Consider the following 17,591-nt stretch of genomic DNA (forward strand, 5'->3'; position numbering starts at 1 on the left):
TATAGTCATTATCGGGGAAGAATTGAGGGCTGAATAAATGATCTTGGTTTATCAATGTAACCATTCCAAAGTTATTGAAATTAGGGAAAGCGGAAGATGTTAGATTGATTTTCTGGTTTGGTTAGACCTTATTGAAAACGCATACGTAAAGGCTGGGCAAAGCTCATTATTATCTTTAGATCCTGTGTTTTATTTAGCTGAATCAATTGGAGGAGTATGAAGCATGAAATATATGAAGTGGTTTACAACTGGAGCTATTCTTATGTTGATCGTTGGTTCGATTCTTCTCGGATTATCGCAAGTTCAGGCGCCCAACGCCGCAGATTTGAATGCACCTCTAGACACTTTCTCTGCTGAGCGGGCCATGGAAAAAGTGGAACGGATCGCGCAGGAGCCACACCCTATTATGACGGATGAACATGATAAGGTACGTGATTACCTCATTGCTGAGCTTGAAAATCTTGGATTAACGCCCGAGGTGCAGTGGGGGATGGTCAACTCCAAGTATTATTCTTCCAGAGGAGTTGTCGAGAATATCATTGCACGAGTTCCGGGAGAGGATAATAGCAAAGCTGTAATGATTTCCGCTCACTACGATTCGGTTAACAACAGTCCAGGTGCGGCTGACGATGCTTCGGGCATTGCCGCCATGCTGGAAACTGTACGTGCGATACGTGAATCCGGTCCACTTCAGAATGATCTGATTCTGCTCATGACGGACGGGGAGGAGATGGGGTTGCTGGGCGCGCAGGAATTCATTTTAGAACACCCATGGGCAAAGGATGTCGGGGTTGTGCTGAACTTTGAGGCCCGTGGTAACCAAGGGCCTTCCTTCATGTTTGAAACAAGCGAAGGTAATGGATGGCTGATTAAAGAATTTATTGATGCTACTCCGTACCCGTTGGCTAACTCACTTCTTTCGGATGCTTACAAGCTGCTCCCCAATGATACGGACTTTACAGTTTTTCGTGACGGTGGAATGGCAGGTTTGAATTTCGCCTTCGGTATGGGGCTTGATGCGTACCACACGGTGCTCGACACTCCGGAAAACCTGGATCGGGGCAGTCTTCAACACCATGGGGAGTATATGCTGAGCTTGACTCGGCACCTCGGCAACTTGAACTTAATCGATATTGTGGAAGAGGATTATATATATTTCAATGCTATACGTAACTGGATGGTACACTATCCGCAATCGTGGGCGATCGGGCTTGCGATTATTGGAATCTTCGCTTATATCATAACGATATGGCACGGTATGAGTCGCAAACAATTATGTGTGAAAGGCATGATCGGCGGGTTCCTGGTATCTTTACTTAGCATCGCAGTGGTTGGGATGATCGTCACTCTTCTATGGATGGCCGTTCAATTCGTCGTTTCACAGGAGCAATACGAACATATAGTGATGGATTCGTCAGCAAGCCTTCCATATCTGATCGGGTTATTCTTGGTCATGGCACTGATCATTTATATCCTCAACCGTTGGGTGTTGCGTCGGGTTCAGGCCTTTAATCTATGGGCAGGGATTTTATTCCTGTGGCTACTGCTCGCAATTACAACTTCGATCTTTTTGCCCGGAGGGAGCTATTTGTTCGTATGGCCGTTGCTGTTTAGCGTCATTGGATTTAATGTGTCCTTTCATCTGGAAAAAGGCCACTGGAGATGGGTTGCTATACTGTTTGCGTTACCGGCTTTTCTGCTGTTCGCGCCTATCTGTTACATCCTTCTGATGATGTTGACCTTAAATGCAGCGAGTGTGTTGTTTGTACTTATCACATTTGCGTTCACCATCATTTTCCCGGTGCTGTCATCGGATCGGCGGGTGAGCAACAGAGCTCATGTAAAGAATTCGTATGACTATGAAAAGCCTAGTGTAGGACTATGAGGTTGCTCTGCCCTAATACCTTTATAACGTAATGAGATCACAGTTAATTTTAATGTTAAGGAGAGTAGCTAATGCAAATAGATCGAAGGTATCGCTATGTTAACAAAGTGGTCGCCTGTGTTCTGTCACTCGTGTTTTTCATTATGGCATGTGCGGTACCAGTATACGCTGAGATAGAGAATGTGGAGACCACGCCTTCCAGAATTCCGTTGTCCTCGCTAGAGGAGACGATCGATTCTTATGTGGCTACGCATGAGAAAAACACCGCTGCTGTTTCAATTGTGGCTATCAAGAACGGGGAAACGATTTTTAGTAAGGCCTATGGCTATGCAGATATTGAGCAACAGAGAAAGGCGGACAGCTCTACTGTTTTTGAATGGGGTTCCGTCACTAAACTGTTGGTCTGGACGAGTGTAATGCAGCTTGTCGAGCAGGGAAAGCTTGATCTACATACTAATATTCAGGAATATCTACCGAAAGGGTTTCTAAAGAAGCTGGAGTATGGTGCCCCCATTACGCTATTAGATCTTATGAATCATCAAGCGGGTTGGGAGGATAGGATGCTTGAGTTATGGTATCTATCCGAGAATCAAGTTATGGATCTGGGAGAAACATTGCAAAAATTTGAACCAAGACAGATCTATGAACCGAGGAGTGTATTTGCTTATTCAAACTATGGTGTTGCTATGGCTGCCTACATCGTAGAAGTGCAGAGCGGACAACCTTTTTACGAATACGTGAATGAACATATATTTAAACCACTGGATATGAAAGAAACTACGATTCATCCGTCACATCAAGATCGTCCAGACCTCGTGCTGAGAAGGGATCAGATTCAAGGCTATACTGCTAATGCCGAACTCATCCCCAAAACCAAAGTATACATGAACATATATCCTGCAGGAGGTGCCATGGGCACCGCAGAAGATGCAGCAAAATTCCTAGCAGCCCTGATGCCAATCAATCGTGGTAATTTATTATTCAAGAACAAAGAAACCTTAAACGAAATGCTGTCAACCAGTTTGTATTATGATGGAACTTCTATCCCTCGAATCGCACATGGATTCATTGAGGTAGAGTACTGGACACCTGCACTGGAACACGGTGGGAATACATTGGGGTTTTCGAATAAATTGATCTTTGACCCGAAATCTAATTTTGGGTTAGTGGTGATGACCAACCAGTTCGAAGAAGAGGTATATTGTTTCGGTCTTGTCCAGAAATTGTTTGGGGATAATTACAGCACTAGCTCTGTAACCTCTGGAAATGATGGATATTATCTCACTACACGACGTTCTGGTTCTGGATTTACGAAGCTCTATTCGATTCTCTTGCTGAAAAAGTATTCCACATTTGATCTTAGTAACTTCACCAATGTTGTTGAGAAAGATGGTGTCGTCGAGAAGGTATCCTTTACTTACAATGATTATGTACGTGTATCAAGCTCAACGATGATCTGGATCATTGCCTCTTTAATAGCTCTTGCAATAGCCACCGTATTCAATTTGAGAGCTGTGATTGGCTATTTTATCCGATTATGTTTTTACAGATTGAAAAAATGGGAAAGACCCGGGACAGGGTTTGATAAATATCATGTTGCCATTAATATTGCAGGTCTGGCATTCCTACTGAATACTACAGTACTAGCCATGCGAGCATTGAGTTTAAACGCCTCCTATTCTTCATTACGAGTTCATCTCATCTTTAACCTGATTTATGTGATTCTAGCTTTAGCATATCTTGTCTTGCTAATCTACAAACTGTGGAAGATAAGTTACAGCAAAAAGCGAAAGGTCGTATATATCATGACCGGAGTGTCGGTGTTTCTATTTACTGCTTTTATTGTGGAATGGGATTTGTACTTTTAGAAGGGCACTTATGGAGATGTATTGGAGTGAAAGACAGCAGTTCCTCATCGGGGACTGCTGTCTTTGTGTTTATATGCTCTTTGGCTTTTGAAGAAACTGTAAATGACCATTAGAATATTCAATAATAATAGACCTATATATCCATCTGTTAACTTTGTGCGTTCAATCCACTTGTTCACTAACTCTCCAGAGAGAGCTTGTTTTCCTAAATATTTATTTATATCATTCGGATGGATTTCATCTATATATATAAGTGGAAACTCCATGCTGTTGGAAGAAGCAGCTAGCGGCGGATAGAACTCCACCCATTTTTGACCTGCCCATCGATCATACTTATAATGCAAGTCTGCGCTGGATTCAAGATCATCCCACCTGAGAAAACCCAATATGATTAGAATACAAAGTGTAAAGACGCTAAATATTAACTTCTTGTTATTCAAATATACCCCATCCTTAAGTGTGTACTACTAACAATATCACTGTGTGAAAACAATTTTATCATCCGTGTATATTCTATCAGCATTTTCCGTTATCTGTAAGTAGATTAATTCAATGAAATGCTAATAAGTAAAAAACCAATCGATCAAAGAATCGTTGCAGCAGATTTTTGAAGAAGCTAGATAAAGCCGCAGGAATTGTGAAAAAGGTAAGTATTCATGCGCTGAGACACTCCTTCGCCACTCATTTGCTGGAAAACGGGACAGACCTGCGCTACATTCAGGAGTTACTTGGTCATACGAGTGCACGTACAACTCAGCGATATACGCATGTTAGTACGAAAAATATCCAGCGTATTCAAAGCCCGCTGGATCGGATGGATTTGGGAGATTGAATGCTTCAATAAATCTCCCTTTTCCACCAAATTCTTCTTCGCAAATACTACACCATAGGTTATCATATACGTAGTTCACATATCATGCAGGATGTGTGGTATTTACGAAGTACATAAATTAGATGTTATATGAAATTAGGGCAATACCAAACTCTCAAATTCTTTATTCTATACCCAATACATGATAAGAACCAAAAAGAAAAGGTGGAATTTCACATGAGTTTTTTATCTACAGTAATAACAGGAAATTATCTTATAGTTATGGCAGATCGAAGAGCAACGCAACTTCTCCCTGATGGATCTTACGGAGACATTGTAGATGAAGATGCTCATAAAATCATTGAAGTGTCTAAACATTCATTTCTTTCTTTTGTAGGCGCCGTTGAAACTGCTCAATCATTTATGCAAGTCACTAAATTTGAAGAAATAATCTTTACAAGACGTGGAATCATTAATGAAGCTAAGTTGCAATCTTGGTATTTAGAAAATCAGGAAATGCTTCAACAAGTACCAAGCTCATTTCAACTCATCTTTGGTGGCTTAACTACGCGCGATACATACAAAGTTTTCTCCTTAGACAGCAAGGATGGATCACTTAGTTTCATTGAAAGGGAAGATGGGAAGCTCAATTACTTGTTATACCCAAGTTCTTTCTTCGAGAAAGAAGAAGTAGCCGCTGAATGGTTTGAGGATCTAGTCAATAGTAACACCGTAAATTTACAAGAGGATATGATACGAATACAAGCATTACTTAATGATAAAATTGCCGCTCATGACCGATCAGTAAACACAAAAAAAACGATGTTTATTATTAACTTTTAGATAACTAATCTATAAATCATAATCTTTTTTGTTAATAATCTGAGATAGTTGATTCGAGGATGGCCCTAACGTCATATAACATAATATTCACGCTGCGGGCATACGCCCTGGGTCCGGCATTCGCCGGACACTCGACATGCGTCGAGTCGTGAATATAGGAACGTTAGATGAAATTACCGAAATATGAATTCAAATTACTATCAAGAAGGAAGCTGTCGTACAAGATGATTATAAAAGATCAAGTTATGGAAATGCTATTAATTTCGAGTCCATCTTATAAAAATAGATATGATAAATACATTAAAGAAAATTATAAACCGGGAGAAGAAAGATTGATTTATATAGAAGTATGTGATTTTATCCATCATCTATTTGATAATTATCTGAAGCGCGAAGTGGATGAATTCGATAAAATCTTTGAACTTATTGAAAGATTACATACTGATGGAGACGATTTTGTAAAAGAATTAGCTACCGTAGGATTTTTGGAAGATCTTCAGAACATATTATTGCGGCAGAACATTGATTTAATTGTTTTTGAAGTCTATTTAAGACCAGTATCAAGAACTTGGTGGAATAATTTAATTGATTTTTGGAATGGAAAAACGGGATACCTTGGAGGGCCATTAAGAGAATAATAGGATTTGAAGTTAATTCAAAGAAGTCGGTGACATCATCTAACATTATATCCACGCATCGGAGCCTGACGGCTCCTCGGTCCGCCCGGAGAGATTGGAAGGAAATGGAATCAGGCGGACACATCTGCACCGACTAACCGCGTCGCGGCCGGCTGCTGGCGCAGCCTTAAGTCGGTGAGACGTCGTGGATACAGAAACGTTATATGTAATAGGCCTAGAGCATTCAATAACAAGCAAGGGGAGATCCAATGAAGAATTGGATAGAAATAAATGAAAATGAAGAAAATGAAATATGGGATAAGATATATAATGATTTGAAATTTAAGCCCAGTGTTCATCCTAATGATTGGCCTAGCTTACAGATAAGTGCTCCATATATAAAATATGATGTTAGTGATATATATAAGGATAATAAGTACGAAGAATTATATAAGGACTTAGAAGAAAAAATGGAAAATATCTTTGTTGAATGTACTAAAGAGAATGAGTACGTTTTAGCGCTTGATTGGCAGCATCGGTGTTACTATTTTAATCCAAGAATAGAGAGCATAAGAGATGAATTTGGAGAATGGCCAGTGCCTATTTTTCCGAATGGTGATTATTATTTCTTTATACAGAAAGAATTCAAATGGGGATTTTTGGGTCATCCCTGGGAGAAATCGATAAGTATATTTGGAGAAGAACTAATTCAAAGTATTGAACAAAAGAAACCGAAATTATTAAAAAAAATTGTTGATAAAAACTTTTGATTGTGAGTGTTGCTTCGAAGCGGCCTACTACATATAACATCATATCCACGCTTCGGAGCTTGCCGGCTCCTCGGTCCGCCCGAAGGGGAATGGCAGGGGAGTGGAATCAGGCGGACACATCCACACCGACTAACCGCATCGCGGCCGGCTCCTGGCGGAGCCTTAAGTCGGTGGGACGTCGTGGATACAGGAACGTTATCGGAAATTCATGTGAAGTAATTAAATATTATTTGGAGGGCTCAAAATGAAAGAAACAGTTATACCTGAACATAAATTAGGTTTGTTTTACGTGTCGGGGTCTATTGAAGAAAGCGATCTTTTATTGATAAGCTCTGATTTGAAAGAGAATGGAATTCAATTTATAGCGTTAGATAAAAGTGGGCAAATTAATGCTTCGATTGATGAATTTTCTAATGTTTTTTCATTTTTAGTTAGTTCTCCATTAGCTATGGGATTGGTTTCAGGTATTATTGCTAGTGCAACATGGGATAGCATAAAAATCGTAATATTACGGACTTTTAAAAGAGTGAAAAACAAAAAATATAACAAGATAACGAAAAATGGCGTGGAGGAGAAGCAAATAACATTTGGGTTTGAAGTGAAAATTAATGATGATCATTACAACTTTAAATTTAATGGAATATCATCGGATGAAGCAATGCGCGAAGCTCTAGATAATATTATGTCTTTGCTACGGAGCAAAAAATCGCTATCCAGTGAAACAAACCAGTTGTCAGGATCTGGTTTACCTAATTATATTGCAACTTATGACGAGGTATCGAAAATATGGATCGTTAGAGATACCAATAAAATCATATTAGAAAAAATAGAGAACTCCAAGTAATTAAGCTAATTCGAAGAGGACAGGAACATCCGTTAACATAGTATTCAAGCGGCGACTCCTTACGGAGTCTTGGCCTGCTGGATAGAATTAAAGGAAGTAATTTAGCAGACACATCCGCCATTTGTCGGACGTCGTGAATACAGGAACGTTATCTGAAACCGGTACAAATACTTATTGAAACGATGGAGGATATGAGGAATGAAAAATCATGTGTTTTATTCTTGGCAGTCAGACTTGCCGAATAATACAAACCGGGGATTTCTTGAAACGTGTATAACTGGTGCCCTGAAAGAACTGAATGTTTCAGATACATACGATATTGAGTTTAGTATAGACAAGGATACTAAAGACAAAGTGGGCACGCCTCATATCGCAGAAACAATTTTTTCTAAAATAGAAAATGCAAAATTATTTATTGCTGACGTTAGTATTATTAACTCTATTAGTGAGGGGAGAAAAACTCCAAATCCTAATGTTTTAATAGAATTAGGTTATGCAATCAGGACGTTAGGATGGGACAGAATAATATGTATATATAATCAATCATATGGTGATTTTGACGATCTTCCATTTGATCTTAAGTATAGAAGGCCATTATGTTATGAATTTAGTGTTGACAACGTCGAGGAGAAAAAGAAAGCGAAAAAGACCATAATAGACGCTATCAAAAGTAATATAAATTCAATTGATCCTAAGAATTTCACCTCCATTAACGAAGTTGGTACATATCTTATATATGAGGCATCTGAATTTTATAATCAGTTAGAAATCAAAATCGGCAACATATTTTCAGATAGAAAGCTTCAAGAGAGATTTGGATATACAGACGAAGATTTTAGTATAGATATATGGGACGATTTTGAATATAGATTCGAAAACGACCAGCCTTATGGGGAGAATGATATAGATCATCATATATCGGTAGTTTTCAATGACGATTCTTATTCTCATAATGATGTTGAAGGCAGAGAGTGCTCAGTGTTTTTTACTTTAAATCAAAAATTCAAACAAATTAATTTTAGTAACAATAAAGTATATTGTGGGTTCGAGATTATTACCCGTGGCTATTCTCCTTCTGGAAAAGGAAGAGACTACAGCGAACTTTCTGATGAATTCATGAAAAGAACTTTATCTTAATTTAAGAATAAATTCAACATTAGTAACTCAATGATGATACCAGCGTCAGATAACATAATATTCAAGCAGCGGCTCCTTAGGAGACTTGGTCTGCGGATGGATTTCGGGAGGAATTTCAGTAGACAACCCTTTTGGGGTTCATGAATACAGGAACATTATCGGAAATTAGCGAAAAAATAAAAAAGATAAATTCTGTCAAGTGCGTTTGAAGATCTTCAACTAACGGGCAGTTTACGTTGGTGAAGGTCATCTGAGTGAGTTAAACAATTGTGGTGAACGTACTCCACCTCCCAACTAAGGATATAGATATGGCTTAAATAGCACCCCAATTTTTGGTGTACTAGATTTTAGCTTAAGCAGACAATAAGATAGGGGGCAACAATGGATAGTCAAGAAATTATTGCATTATCAAAAATTGCAACATTAATCAGCGAAGAAAAAATCATTTCAACTGATAACAACTCCATATGGGACAAAATATTGTCTAACGCAGGCCAGAGTGAGCTTTTTGATCGTTTTGACGATTACCTTAAACCTCATTCTTACAATTATTCAGGCGGAAGAACATACGAGAATCCCAATCCTCAATTCGGAGGTTTCTTTTCTGCTATTAAATCAATCTTGAAGAAGGTCTACCATGAAGGATATGATAACGGAGAATTTAATAAGCTGATGGCATCTATTGCGGAGAATATTAATCCAAACTTGATATTTGACGGAGATTTCGATGAGTTTAATAAAGGATCAATATGGAACAATTATTACACGTTTGAATCCTTCTTGAACAAAGAAGACGAAGAAACGATCAATAAAGTCTTGAGGGAGAACACGACAGAAGGATACAAGGAGTTTTTACTTTCTCTTCAGGTGTTAAACTTTGAGCTCACCTTTAAAAACAAAAAATTTGTTTTAGCTCCATATACGGAAAGTTTATCGGATGGCCAAGGGAGAGACGTGTCGAGTATTGTTCGTTGGTTAACAACCAACCATCCCGACATAGCCTCCTTATATAATGAGGCGGTTCGAAATTACATTGATGGAAGCGCTGTTTCATGCATCACCAGTTGCAGAAGTCTTATCACTGGATTGTTTTCTAAATTCCAGAATGACGGACAGGACAAATGGTTAAGGGGACTGCAAAACTTTAGTAAAGACATGAATGTAGACAAGGTTACGCCAAAGGAAATCACGGGTGGAGTAGTAAATACGAAATATGTGTTTCCGAATGGCGGTCAGTTCAATTATCCGCGCTTTATGTTCGTTTATGGGGCGTATAAATATACATGCGATTTGGGCGCTCATGCCTTGGAGGCACCTATGATCGATGGGAATTTACAGACCGAAACGACTACTGTTAACGATGCATTTTTGGCTCTTCGAACAGTAGAAGATATTATTGTTTGGGTGAAGAGCGATTTATCGACATAATCAACTTCAGATGGGACTTTACTATTAAGTATTAGGCTATCGAGGAACGTTAGTTTAGAGCCAGCCAGGAGCAGTTTGCCATCGCGGTAGCAGCTTCATTAAGCTAAAGGCAGTTTACAACAAAATTTATTATTAATTTGCACTATATGGAATAATATTAGATTATATTGAAAATGATGGGAGTTATTTGTATGAACGATAATTTTATAGAATTGATAGAGCTTATCAAGAAGAGAAATATGTTGTTATCTGAACTTATGCACTCTAGCGAGTCATCTAATACTGAGTTAGATCCCATTCTTTTTAGAGAATTTATATTTAGGGATGAATACGATCATCGTATCCTCGTTGCACTCCATGAGTTAAGGGATCTTATTGAGCGACTAGAGAACAACCAAAGAAAAGAAGTCCTTTGTCCATTAGTTGGAGAGAGTGGAGACTCAAATCCTTTACACGCAGTTATTGCGGAAACATTTGATAAAAGCAAAAAGGAAGCACGAAATGAGGGACTTAAGGAAATAAGGGATTTTACAAGAGAGGCTGAAAGTTTGATAATAATAGATCCATACATGTATGGCGGTGAAGCAAGCAAATCAAGGGAATATGTTGATGAGTTTGCTAGGGTAAGTCGTATTAAAGCTCGGCATATGAAAAGAATACATATTATTTATAGTTCTAATCACGGGAAAACCAAAAAAATCATGGATGATATTAAAGATCTAGCAAGAGAAAATGATTGTATTCTTACTGATTACGACACGGACAAAATACATGATAGAGTATGGATTGCTGACAGGAAGAGAGCAATAGTTGTTGGTACATCCCTGGGAGGGATAGGGAACAGACTATCATTCATATTAGAGTTGCCCAAGTATGATTTAAGTGCCTTGATTGAATACTTGAATGATAAAAACTTAATATGACGCAGTGAATTCGTTCAGGAGAAAGGCTGTCTTTTCATTAAACTAACGGGAAACGATAGTTGAAGAACTTCAGTAAGTAATTCGAAGAAGTCGCTGACATCCGATAACATCGCATTCAACGCTGTGGTCCGGGACGAGCCCGGCCCTTGTTCTGCCCGAGGCATTTCGGGGAAGTAATTCTCAGGTAGACACATCCGACCGCCTAACTGCCGCAATCGGCAGCCGGTTCTTGGCGGAACCTTAAGGCGCTAGGACGTCGTGAATACAGGAACGTTAGCTGAAATTGCAGAATGAGAGGAAAAGATAAATGACAACAAATAATTATAATCCATTTGATAGCATGAGCTTCTCTTCGGATGAATGTTTTTTATGCGGACAAATACTCACTGATAATGCTAGTGCTGAACATGTATTTCCTAAATGGTTACAAACTAAATATAATTTGTGGAATCAAAAAATTTATTTACTCAATGGTACAGAAATTCCTTATAGACAATTAACAATTCCGTGTTGTAAAACATGCAATGGCACTTACTTGAGTGAATTAGAGAAAAAAATAGAGAAAGCATTAGAGAATGGTTACGAATCTTTTAAAGAGTTAGATGAATTATATATTTTTCAATGGGTATCTAAGCTTTTTTATGGTCTTTTATTTAAGGAACTTTCGCTTGCAGCTGATCGAAGAAATCCAGAAGCAGGGAAAATTATGACCCCTGAAGTGCTTGAGAATTTTAGATTGATTCACAAATTCCTACAGTCAGTGAGAACTCCTTATGATTTTTCGGAAGGAGTCCCTTGGTCGATATTTGTACTTGAAACTTTTGAATACGAAGATAGTAGGAGTTTTAATTACATCGATGGAATCACAACATTAACGTTTCACATAAAATTAAACGATGTTGCGATATTTGTTTTTTTACAAGACAACGGTATCCATAAAGAATTTCAAAATGATTATTTCGAACAATTTCGGGGAGAAAAATTACATTCCGTACAGCTCCATGAAATCATGGCTAAAGTAGCATATGGGTCAACACTAATGAATAGAGTCCCTAAATTTATAATTATTGAACAAGAAGACTCAAATATGAGTTCTGTAATAAGCTTACCACTACAAGGCATGACAAATAAGCCTATTTTTGATCCTTGGATCGAAGAAGATTACTGTAGGGCATTAGAACATTTTTTACAAGGCTGGGGTATTCCTTACGAAAATCTTTATTATGGACCAGGAAAAGTCGCTACTTATTTATTTAATAAAGATGGTTCTTTTAAGAAATTTCATCCTGATGCAACGATCGCACCTACTTAATACAAAATTTGAAGATTATTCAAAGATGATGTAACGTCAGCTAACATAATATTCACGCTGCGGACATTCGTTCTGGGTCCGGCATTTGCCAGACACCCTACATGCGTCGGGTCGTGAATACAGGAACGTTATATGAAATCACCTGAAATCCATGACTAATCAAAAGAGAAAATATGCTATGTCAGCATAGATAAATAGTAATTCTAAAAGTAATAATGAAAGAGATAAACTTATAATTGAACCTGGGAATAGAATTGGAAAATTAAAATTGCGAATTTAAGGTTGTAGTCAAGGTGACAAGAGTTTGGTTGTAGGAGAGAAAGGCAATTAAGTAGGTCGTAGGATGAATTAGTATTAGGGAGTGAAGAGCTAAATGCCAAGGCAAGAAACAAATATTGAAGAAATGGTCTCAAACATTATAAAACTTCGTGAAGACCTTTCTCCTTACTTGGTTCATTTAACAAGAGATTTCGAAGGAAATGAAGCCAAAGATAATCTAATTTCCATGCTTAATTCTGCAAAGATAGAAGCGAGAAATGTAGATCCCTACTTCAAATATCGTTTAAAACAAGAATTAAAAAAACACTTTAAAGTACTATCTTTAACAGAAACGCCTTTAAAGCAATTGCATCATTTAACTAAAATTCCTTACAAGCGTAAGATAAATCTCAAACCCTACGGTATTGCATTTCCAAGAAGCGATCTTATTAACAAGAATGCTGCTCCAGTCTATTATATTTATAATGAGCAACAAAAAAACTTCTTTGATCATCTTTTAGAAAATTTTATAGAATCAATGCAAGTAGAAGGAACACAAATAGAGAATTCTGTATTCTTATCTGTCGGTCCCTTCCTAAAACGGATTTATGAAAGAGAAGATTTTCACTGGGAAAGAGAATGGAAAGTAAGGGGAGATCTTCTTTTTGATTTCGATAACATTGTTATTATTGTTCCTAGTTTAGCGTTGGCAAAAGAGATATATGAAAAAACGGGTTATAATCAAAATATAATTAATTTTTATTTGATGGAAGAAAATGAATGGCGATTCTTTATCCGTAGTGAATTTATAGGTAGGGATGATGGAACTTTCGTCTATCTAAATGAAGTGTACTCAATATATGAAGAGATAGAGGTAGAAGGGGAGTCAGAGTTTTCAATGAATACGATTGAGACAGTCTTTATTGAAGAAACCAAAGTTCCCAGAACAGAATTTTATAGTTGGTAAGAAAATACGGGTGATATCATATAACATAATATTCACGCTGCGGGCATCCGCCCTTGGCCCGGCATACGCCGGACACTCAGCATGCGCTGAGTCGTGAATACAGGAACGTTATACAAAACCTCTAAACCAAACAAAACAAAACAAAAAGATACAACACATTTGAAAGTTGAGGATGAGATTAATGGAGGATCGAGTAGGAGCTTTTTAAAGCCTAGGTTGGAGGGGGGGAATCTTAACAGACCAGTGAATTTGCTGTGACTGTGAGGATGGATAGGAAGCTGAGAGTTGGTCTTATTATTGACACCGAAAGTTTATATCGGTGTTTTTTTATTTTTAATTCGATTGCCGCATTAAAGCAATCATAGTTTATCTTAAAATTTGGATTAGATAAAAATATTAGTATTAAACATCTGGTAGAGATAATCGCATTAAAATTGACTGTTCACGTCTAGTCTTAACAAGACATGGCGTAGTTTAGACCCATCAGAGAGGTGGATGTATGAGCCGGTTGCTTGACGTATTGGAAGAGGAACGGCGCAAGCTTAATCAGCTTGGTGAGGCATCCTTGAAGCAAGCGATTCCGTTGTGGGAGAACCCTGAGGTTCAGGAACAGAGCCGAAGGGTGGACGAACTGGTGGCACGAGTTAGTGAACTGAGGGCAAAGCATAGTCGAGTGGTACGGTGATGAGTACGGTACATATAGGGGAGGAGAAGCAATGAATTTTCCACCGTGGATGCAACGAGCGATTCAAGCAAGGCTGGATGAGGTGACTTCCCGGATCGAACATGATCCTGAACTGAGTAGAGTACGTGGGCGAACAGACGAAGCATTTGAAGTTTTGTTTGCAGGTAAGGATGTCGAGCAGACACCTGAATATATCGAGTGGGAGAATCGTTATATTGTCAGCAAAGGCATAGAAAATGAGCGGTTGTATATACAGGGACTACGAGATGGCATTGAGCTCACAGTATCCTTGCTGGGTCAGTCGATGCCAGAGGAGACCGAGACAGAGGCTTGATCCACTAAGGCGAACCCATAAGTCAGGGGAAGCAGCATTGATCTTAACTCAATAACCGGAGCCGAAGCGTGAATCTATTGCTTCGGCTCCGGTTTTAATGCTCTACTTTTCCAAATTCTAAATTAAGGAAAGGAGGGCTTTGAGTATGTGTTAAGCTTAAACAAACAAAGGCAGAAGTGAGGTATGGTTATATGAAAAAAAATTCTAAATACTTAATCCTGCTTTTTATGTTTATTTTGATTGTGTTTATTCTGCTTTTTTTAAATACCAATAAAAATGAAGCCAATGAGCCAGTGGTTAATGGCAAAATCATTCACGTCAAAAACTTTGATCTGGATGCCAAATCAACGAATTTAAAGACAATGACAGAAGGATCGATATTCGTTGAAGGTGAGCAGGAGCATATTGATCATATCAAAATAGTAGCACATGTAAAGATTGACCCCGCTGACTGAGGTGGTGTTGCATTTTATATCCCTGATCAATGGAGTGTCTCCAGCATCACCAGCAGTTATCCTGAACATCAATCGAAGTTAAAGTCTGCTGAGTATGTATCCACCTGGATGAATTCTTCTGATGACTCTTCATGGCGCACAATGATTGAAATTGGGAGAGAACGAAATTACATAGCAAATGGCGGAGGTACTGGAACGATTGTGATCGAATTAAGTCCAGATAAAAAGGGTGAGTCCCCCTCTAATTCATTAAAAATTGGTATTGAGGTCGGGTCAGAAGATAAAGCTAAAAAAAGAGTTATGGGTACAGATTCTGTTGAAGTTCATGTATTTTAAAGTGCCGGGTTAACTAGATATAGAAAACAAGCCGAAGCGATGGCAATGCACGCTTCGGCTTGTTTTTTTATTCTTTTATTTTACCCAGTGTTACTTCTTTAATTCTTACTTACCACTCACAGACTTAAACCATTCATTCACTTCTTGCGTGATTTGATCTCCGCCATTGGATTTCCAGTTGGCGACGAATTGGTCAAAGGCATCAACTGGCAGTTTGCCGTAGATGATTTTGTTGAAGGTTTCCATCTCGGACTGGCGGAGCAGGTTCCATTTGGATACCATGGTTGGTGTTGCAGCGCCAGTAAAGTAGTTTTGTTTACGAATGTCGATTTGCGACATTACGACTTTACCTGCATACCAGTTTTCCGGTTTGCGGAACTCGGCCATTTGTTTCTCGTAAGGCGTTTCGGGCTTCTCGCCGTCAGCCAGCTTCACGAGGGTTTTCATGAACAGATCCGGGATACGGGCTGGCCCTGTCAGGAACGGGAACTCGTTGGAGAAGTCTTTGATCTTCTCTTTGTCACTGGTTGGTTTGCCGTCTACGATATCCCAGTCGTAACCTTTGGCAAAGCCGTATTCATACTCACTGCCCGCAGCCGGGTTAGCCAGGTTATCGAGCAAGTAGTTGTAGTACAGGAAGATGGCTTCTGGATGCTTCGCATCCTTGTTGATCATGATACTTGCGTTGACACCAGAGTTCTGCCACTTCGTACCGATCTTGCCGTCTGGGCCAGCAGGAACAGGGTAAGCTTTATATTTTGAGCCAGGTACGTTCTTCAGCAGGTCAGGTGCAGGCCAGTCCGGTACCCAGTTTGCGCCAGGCAGAATGCCCGCTTTGCCAGCTGTCCAGCTTTCAGCGGATTTGCCTTCGTCCCACAGAGCGGAGTCAGCGTGGATATAACCTTTATCCATCCATTCAGCCAGCTTGGCAAGGGCTTGTTTGGCACCCGGGTTAACGGAGCCGTACTCGAGGTTGCCGTTCGCGTCTTTGTTCCATTGCTCCTCGATTGTGCCGTATGCACCGAACAACCAGTCGAGCTGACCCATCCAGGTGTTGGTGTTATTTTTCAGCGAGATCGCCAACGGGAATACTTTGTCTGGAGACAGACCGTCCGGGTTCTCGTTTTTGAATTTGTCCATGATGTTCTCAAGGTCTGCGATGGTTTTCGGAGCTTCCAGGTTCAGCTTCTCCATCCAGTCCTCGCGGAGCCAGAGCAGTGTGTCGTCGTTATCGGTGTACTCCATGATCGGCATGTTGTATTTCTTGCCGTCCTTGGTGAACGGATACCACAGTTCAGGATGTGCTGCTGCGTGATCTTTCAGGGTCTGACTCGCGTACTTGTCGAACAACTCATCGATCGCGATGAATTGACCGGAGTCGATCAGCTGATTAGTCAGTACCGCATTGGTGGGTACGGATACAAAATCAGGCAGCTTTTCGCCAGAGGCGATAGCTAGTTGCAGCTTTTGTCTGTATTGATCGTCATTTGCCGGATACCAAGTATCTTTATGCTTCATACCCAGCGTTTCGAGCATCCAGCGATCGTGCACGTTATTTTCTTTGGTATCTCCTTGCACGTATTTCTTCGGCATCAATACCGAACTGAACTCGATGGGTGGGTCATATTTTCCTTTGGCAAAAGCAGCTTCTGCTTCCGCTGAGCCGACAGTTCCCGGCGTATTATCGCTACCATTGTCACTGGCTGTCTCGCCACTGCCGCACGCAGTGATCGTGATGAGCGCGATAACCATGAGCAGTGACCACCATGTTTTTTTGAATTTGATCATTGTTCAATCCCCCTACGGTGTATGATCTTTACAATGTAACTGTACCAATTTGGGCGGGAGGGCATCTATATGAGTTTGTTAGTTTCGATAGGACTCTATTAGTGAATGTTCAAATGAAGTTCAAAAAATTCGGTTTTCAGTACCGAGAAGATGGGATAAAGCTAGAAATGGAGTAGCGGAGCGTAGGAAAACTACGTGAGCAACTACAATGTTTCCAAAGGAAACATACTTCGTAAGCCTCGCGCTTATTTCGGCTGAATTCCATATTCGATGCTGATGATGCCGTGAGGCATCCTTCGTAATCAAAAGCGGATTTTTTGAACAACCTCT

At 39.5% G+C, this 17,591-nt stretch carries 18 protein-coding genes; 16 read left to right on the forward strand and 2 right to left on the reverse strand.

Translation table 11 applies throughout. The features are described 5' to 3' along the window. Positions 1 to 223: 223 nt before the first annotated feature. Both MHI06_RS07825 and MHI06_RS07830 read left to right on the forward strand, forming a co-directional pair. Entirely contained in the window at positions 224 to 1,885 is a 1,662-nt protein-coding gene (locus MHI06_RS07825; RefSeq protein WP_340401064.1) for a M20/M25/M40 family metallo-hydrolase, read from the forward strand. Positions 1,886 to 2,127: 242 nt separating this feature from the next. Next, on the forward strand, positions 2,128 to 3,753 hold the full coding sequence (locus MHI06_RS07830) for a serine hydrolase domain-containing protein (protein WP_340401065.1): 1,626 nt from the start codon (positions 2,128 to 2,130) through the stop codon (positions 3,751 to 3,753). A 44-nt stretch (positions 3,754 to 3,797) separates the two neighbouring features. On the opposite strand, the gene MHI06_RS07835 is transcribed toward MHI06_RS07830, so the two are convergent. After that, a complete protein-coding gene (locus MHI06_RS07835; RefSeq protein ID WP_340401066.1) occupies positions 3,798 to 4,193 on the reverse strand; it encodes a hypothetical protein in 396 nt (131 codons plus the stop codon). A 167-nt stretch (positions 4,194 to 4,360) separates the two neighbouring features. Here MHI06_RS07835 and MHI06_RS07840 point away from each other — a divergent pair, with 167 nt between their 5' ends. The 14 genes from MHI06_RS07840 (at position 4,361) to MHI06_RS07905 (ending at position 15,473) form a co-directional block, all read left to right on the forward strand. Beyond that, complete coding sequence (locus MHI06_RS07840) at positions 4,361 to 4,585, forward strand: tyrosine-type recombinase/integrase (RefSeq protein ID WP_340401067.1); 225 nt, start codon at positions 4,361 to 4,363, stop codon at positions 4,583 to 4,585. Positions 4,586 to 4,801: 216 nt separating this feature from the next. Beyond that, on the forward strand, positions 4,802 to 5,407 hold the full coding sequence (locus MHI06_RS07845; RefSeq protein WP_340401068.1) for a hypothetical protein: 606 nt from the start codon (positions 4,802 to 4,804) through the stop codon (positions 5,405 to 5,407). Positions 5,408 to 5,631: 224 nt separating this feature from the next. Next, positions 5,632 to 6,045: a hypothetical protein gene (locus tag MHI06_RS07850; protein WP_340401024.1), complete on the forward strand. Its 414-nt coding sequence runs from the start codon at positions 5,632 to 5,634 to the stop codon at positions 6,043 to 6,045. 248 nt (positions 6,046 to 6,293) lie between these two features. After that, positions 6,294 to 6,794, forward strand: coding sequence for a DUF2716 domain-containing protein (locus MHI06_RS07855; protein WP_340401069.1), 501 nt, complete (start codon positions 6,294 to 6,296; stop codon positions 6,792 to 6,794). Positions 6,795 to 7,038: 244 nt separating this feature from the next. Further along, entirely contained in the window at positions 7,039 to 7,638 is a 600-nt protein-coding gene (locus MHI06_RS07860; RefSeq protein WP_340401070.1) for a hypothetical protein, read from the forward strand. 198 nt (positions 7,639 to 7,836) lie between these two features. Further along, positions 7,837 to 8,775, forward strand: a complete 939-nt coding sequence (locus MHI06_RS07865; RefSeq protein ID WP_340401071.1) for a hypothetical protein — start codon at positions 7,837 to 7,839, stop codon at positions 8,773 to 8,775. 381 nt (positions 8,776 to 9,156) lie between these two features. Beyond that, entirely contained in the window at positions 9,157 to 10,203 is a 1,047-nt protein-coding gene (locus tag MHI06_RS07870) for a hypothetical protein (RefSeq protein WP_340401072.1), read from the forward strand. Positions 10,204 to 10,394: 191 nt separating this feature from the next. Then, entirely contained in the window at positions 10,395 to 11,126 is a 732-nt protein-coding gene (locus tag MHI06_RS07875; RefSeq protein WP_340401073.1) for a hypothetical protein, read from the forward strand. Between the two features lie 307 nt (positions 11,127 to 11,433). Next, complete coding sequence (locus tag MHI06_RS07880) at positions 11,434 to 12,438, forward strand: hypothetical protein (protein ID WP_340401074.1); 1,005 nt, start codon at positions 11,434 to 11,436, stop codon at positions 12,436 to 12,438. Between the two features lie 373 nt (positions 12,439 to 12,811). Beyond that, positions 12,812 to 13,663, forward strand: coding sequence for a hypothetical protein (locus tag MHI06_RS07885; protein ID WP_340401075.1), 852 nt, complete (start codon positions 12,812 to 12,814; stop codon positions 13,661 to 13,663). A 499-nt stretch (positions 13,664 to 14,162) separates the two neighbouring features. Beyond that, positions 14,163 to 14,348, forward strand: a complete 186-nt coding sequence (locus MHI06_RS07890) for an aspartyl-phosphate phosphatase Spo0E family protein (RefSeq protein ID WP_340401076.1) — start codon at positions 14,163 to 14,165, stop codon at positions 14,346 to 14,348. Between the two features lie 31 nt (positions 14,349 to 14,379). After that, entirely contained in the window at positions 14,380 to 14,682 is a 303-nt protein-coding gene (locus MHI06_RS07895; RefSeq protein WP_340401077.1) for a hypothetical protein, read from the forward strand. Positions 14,683 to 14,873: 191 nt separating this feature from the next. Further along, positions 14,874 to 15,137, forward strand: a complete 264-nt coding sequence (locus tag MHI06_RS07900; protein WP_340401078.1) for a hypothetical protein — start codon at positions 14,874 to 14,876, stop codon at positions 15,135 to 15,137. 108 nt (positions 15,138 to 15,245) lie between these two features. Then, positions 15,246 to 15,473: a hypothetical protein gene (locus tag MHI06_RS07905; protein WP_340401079.1), complete on the forward strand. Its 228-nt coding sequence runs from the start codon at positions 15,246 to 15,248 to the stop codon at positions 15,471 to 15,473. 105 nt (positions 15,474 to 15,578) lie between these two features. On the opposite strand, the gene MHI06_RS07910 is transcribed toward MHI06_RS07905, so the two are convergent. Continuing rightward, complete coding sequence (locus MHI06_RS07910) at positions 15,579 to 17,261, reverse strand: ABC transporter substrate-binding protein (RefSeq protein ID WP_340401080.1); 1,683 nt, start codon at positions 17,259 to 17,261, stop codon at positions 15,579 to 15,581. Positions 17,262 to 17,591: the final 330 nt, after the last annotated feature.

Source organism: Paenibacillus sp. FSL H8-0079, assembly GCF_037991315.1.
In the GTDB taxonomy this organism is placed as follows: domain Bacteria; phylum Bacillota; class Bacilli; order Paenibacillales; family Paenibacillaceae; genus Paenibacillus.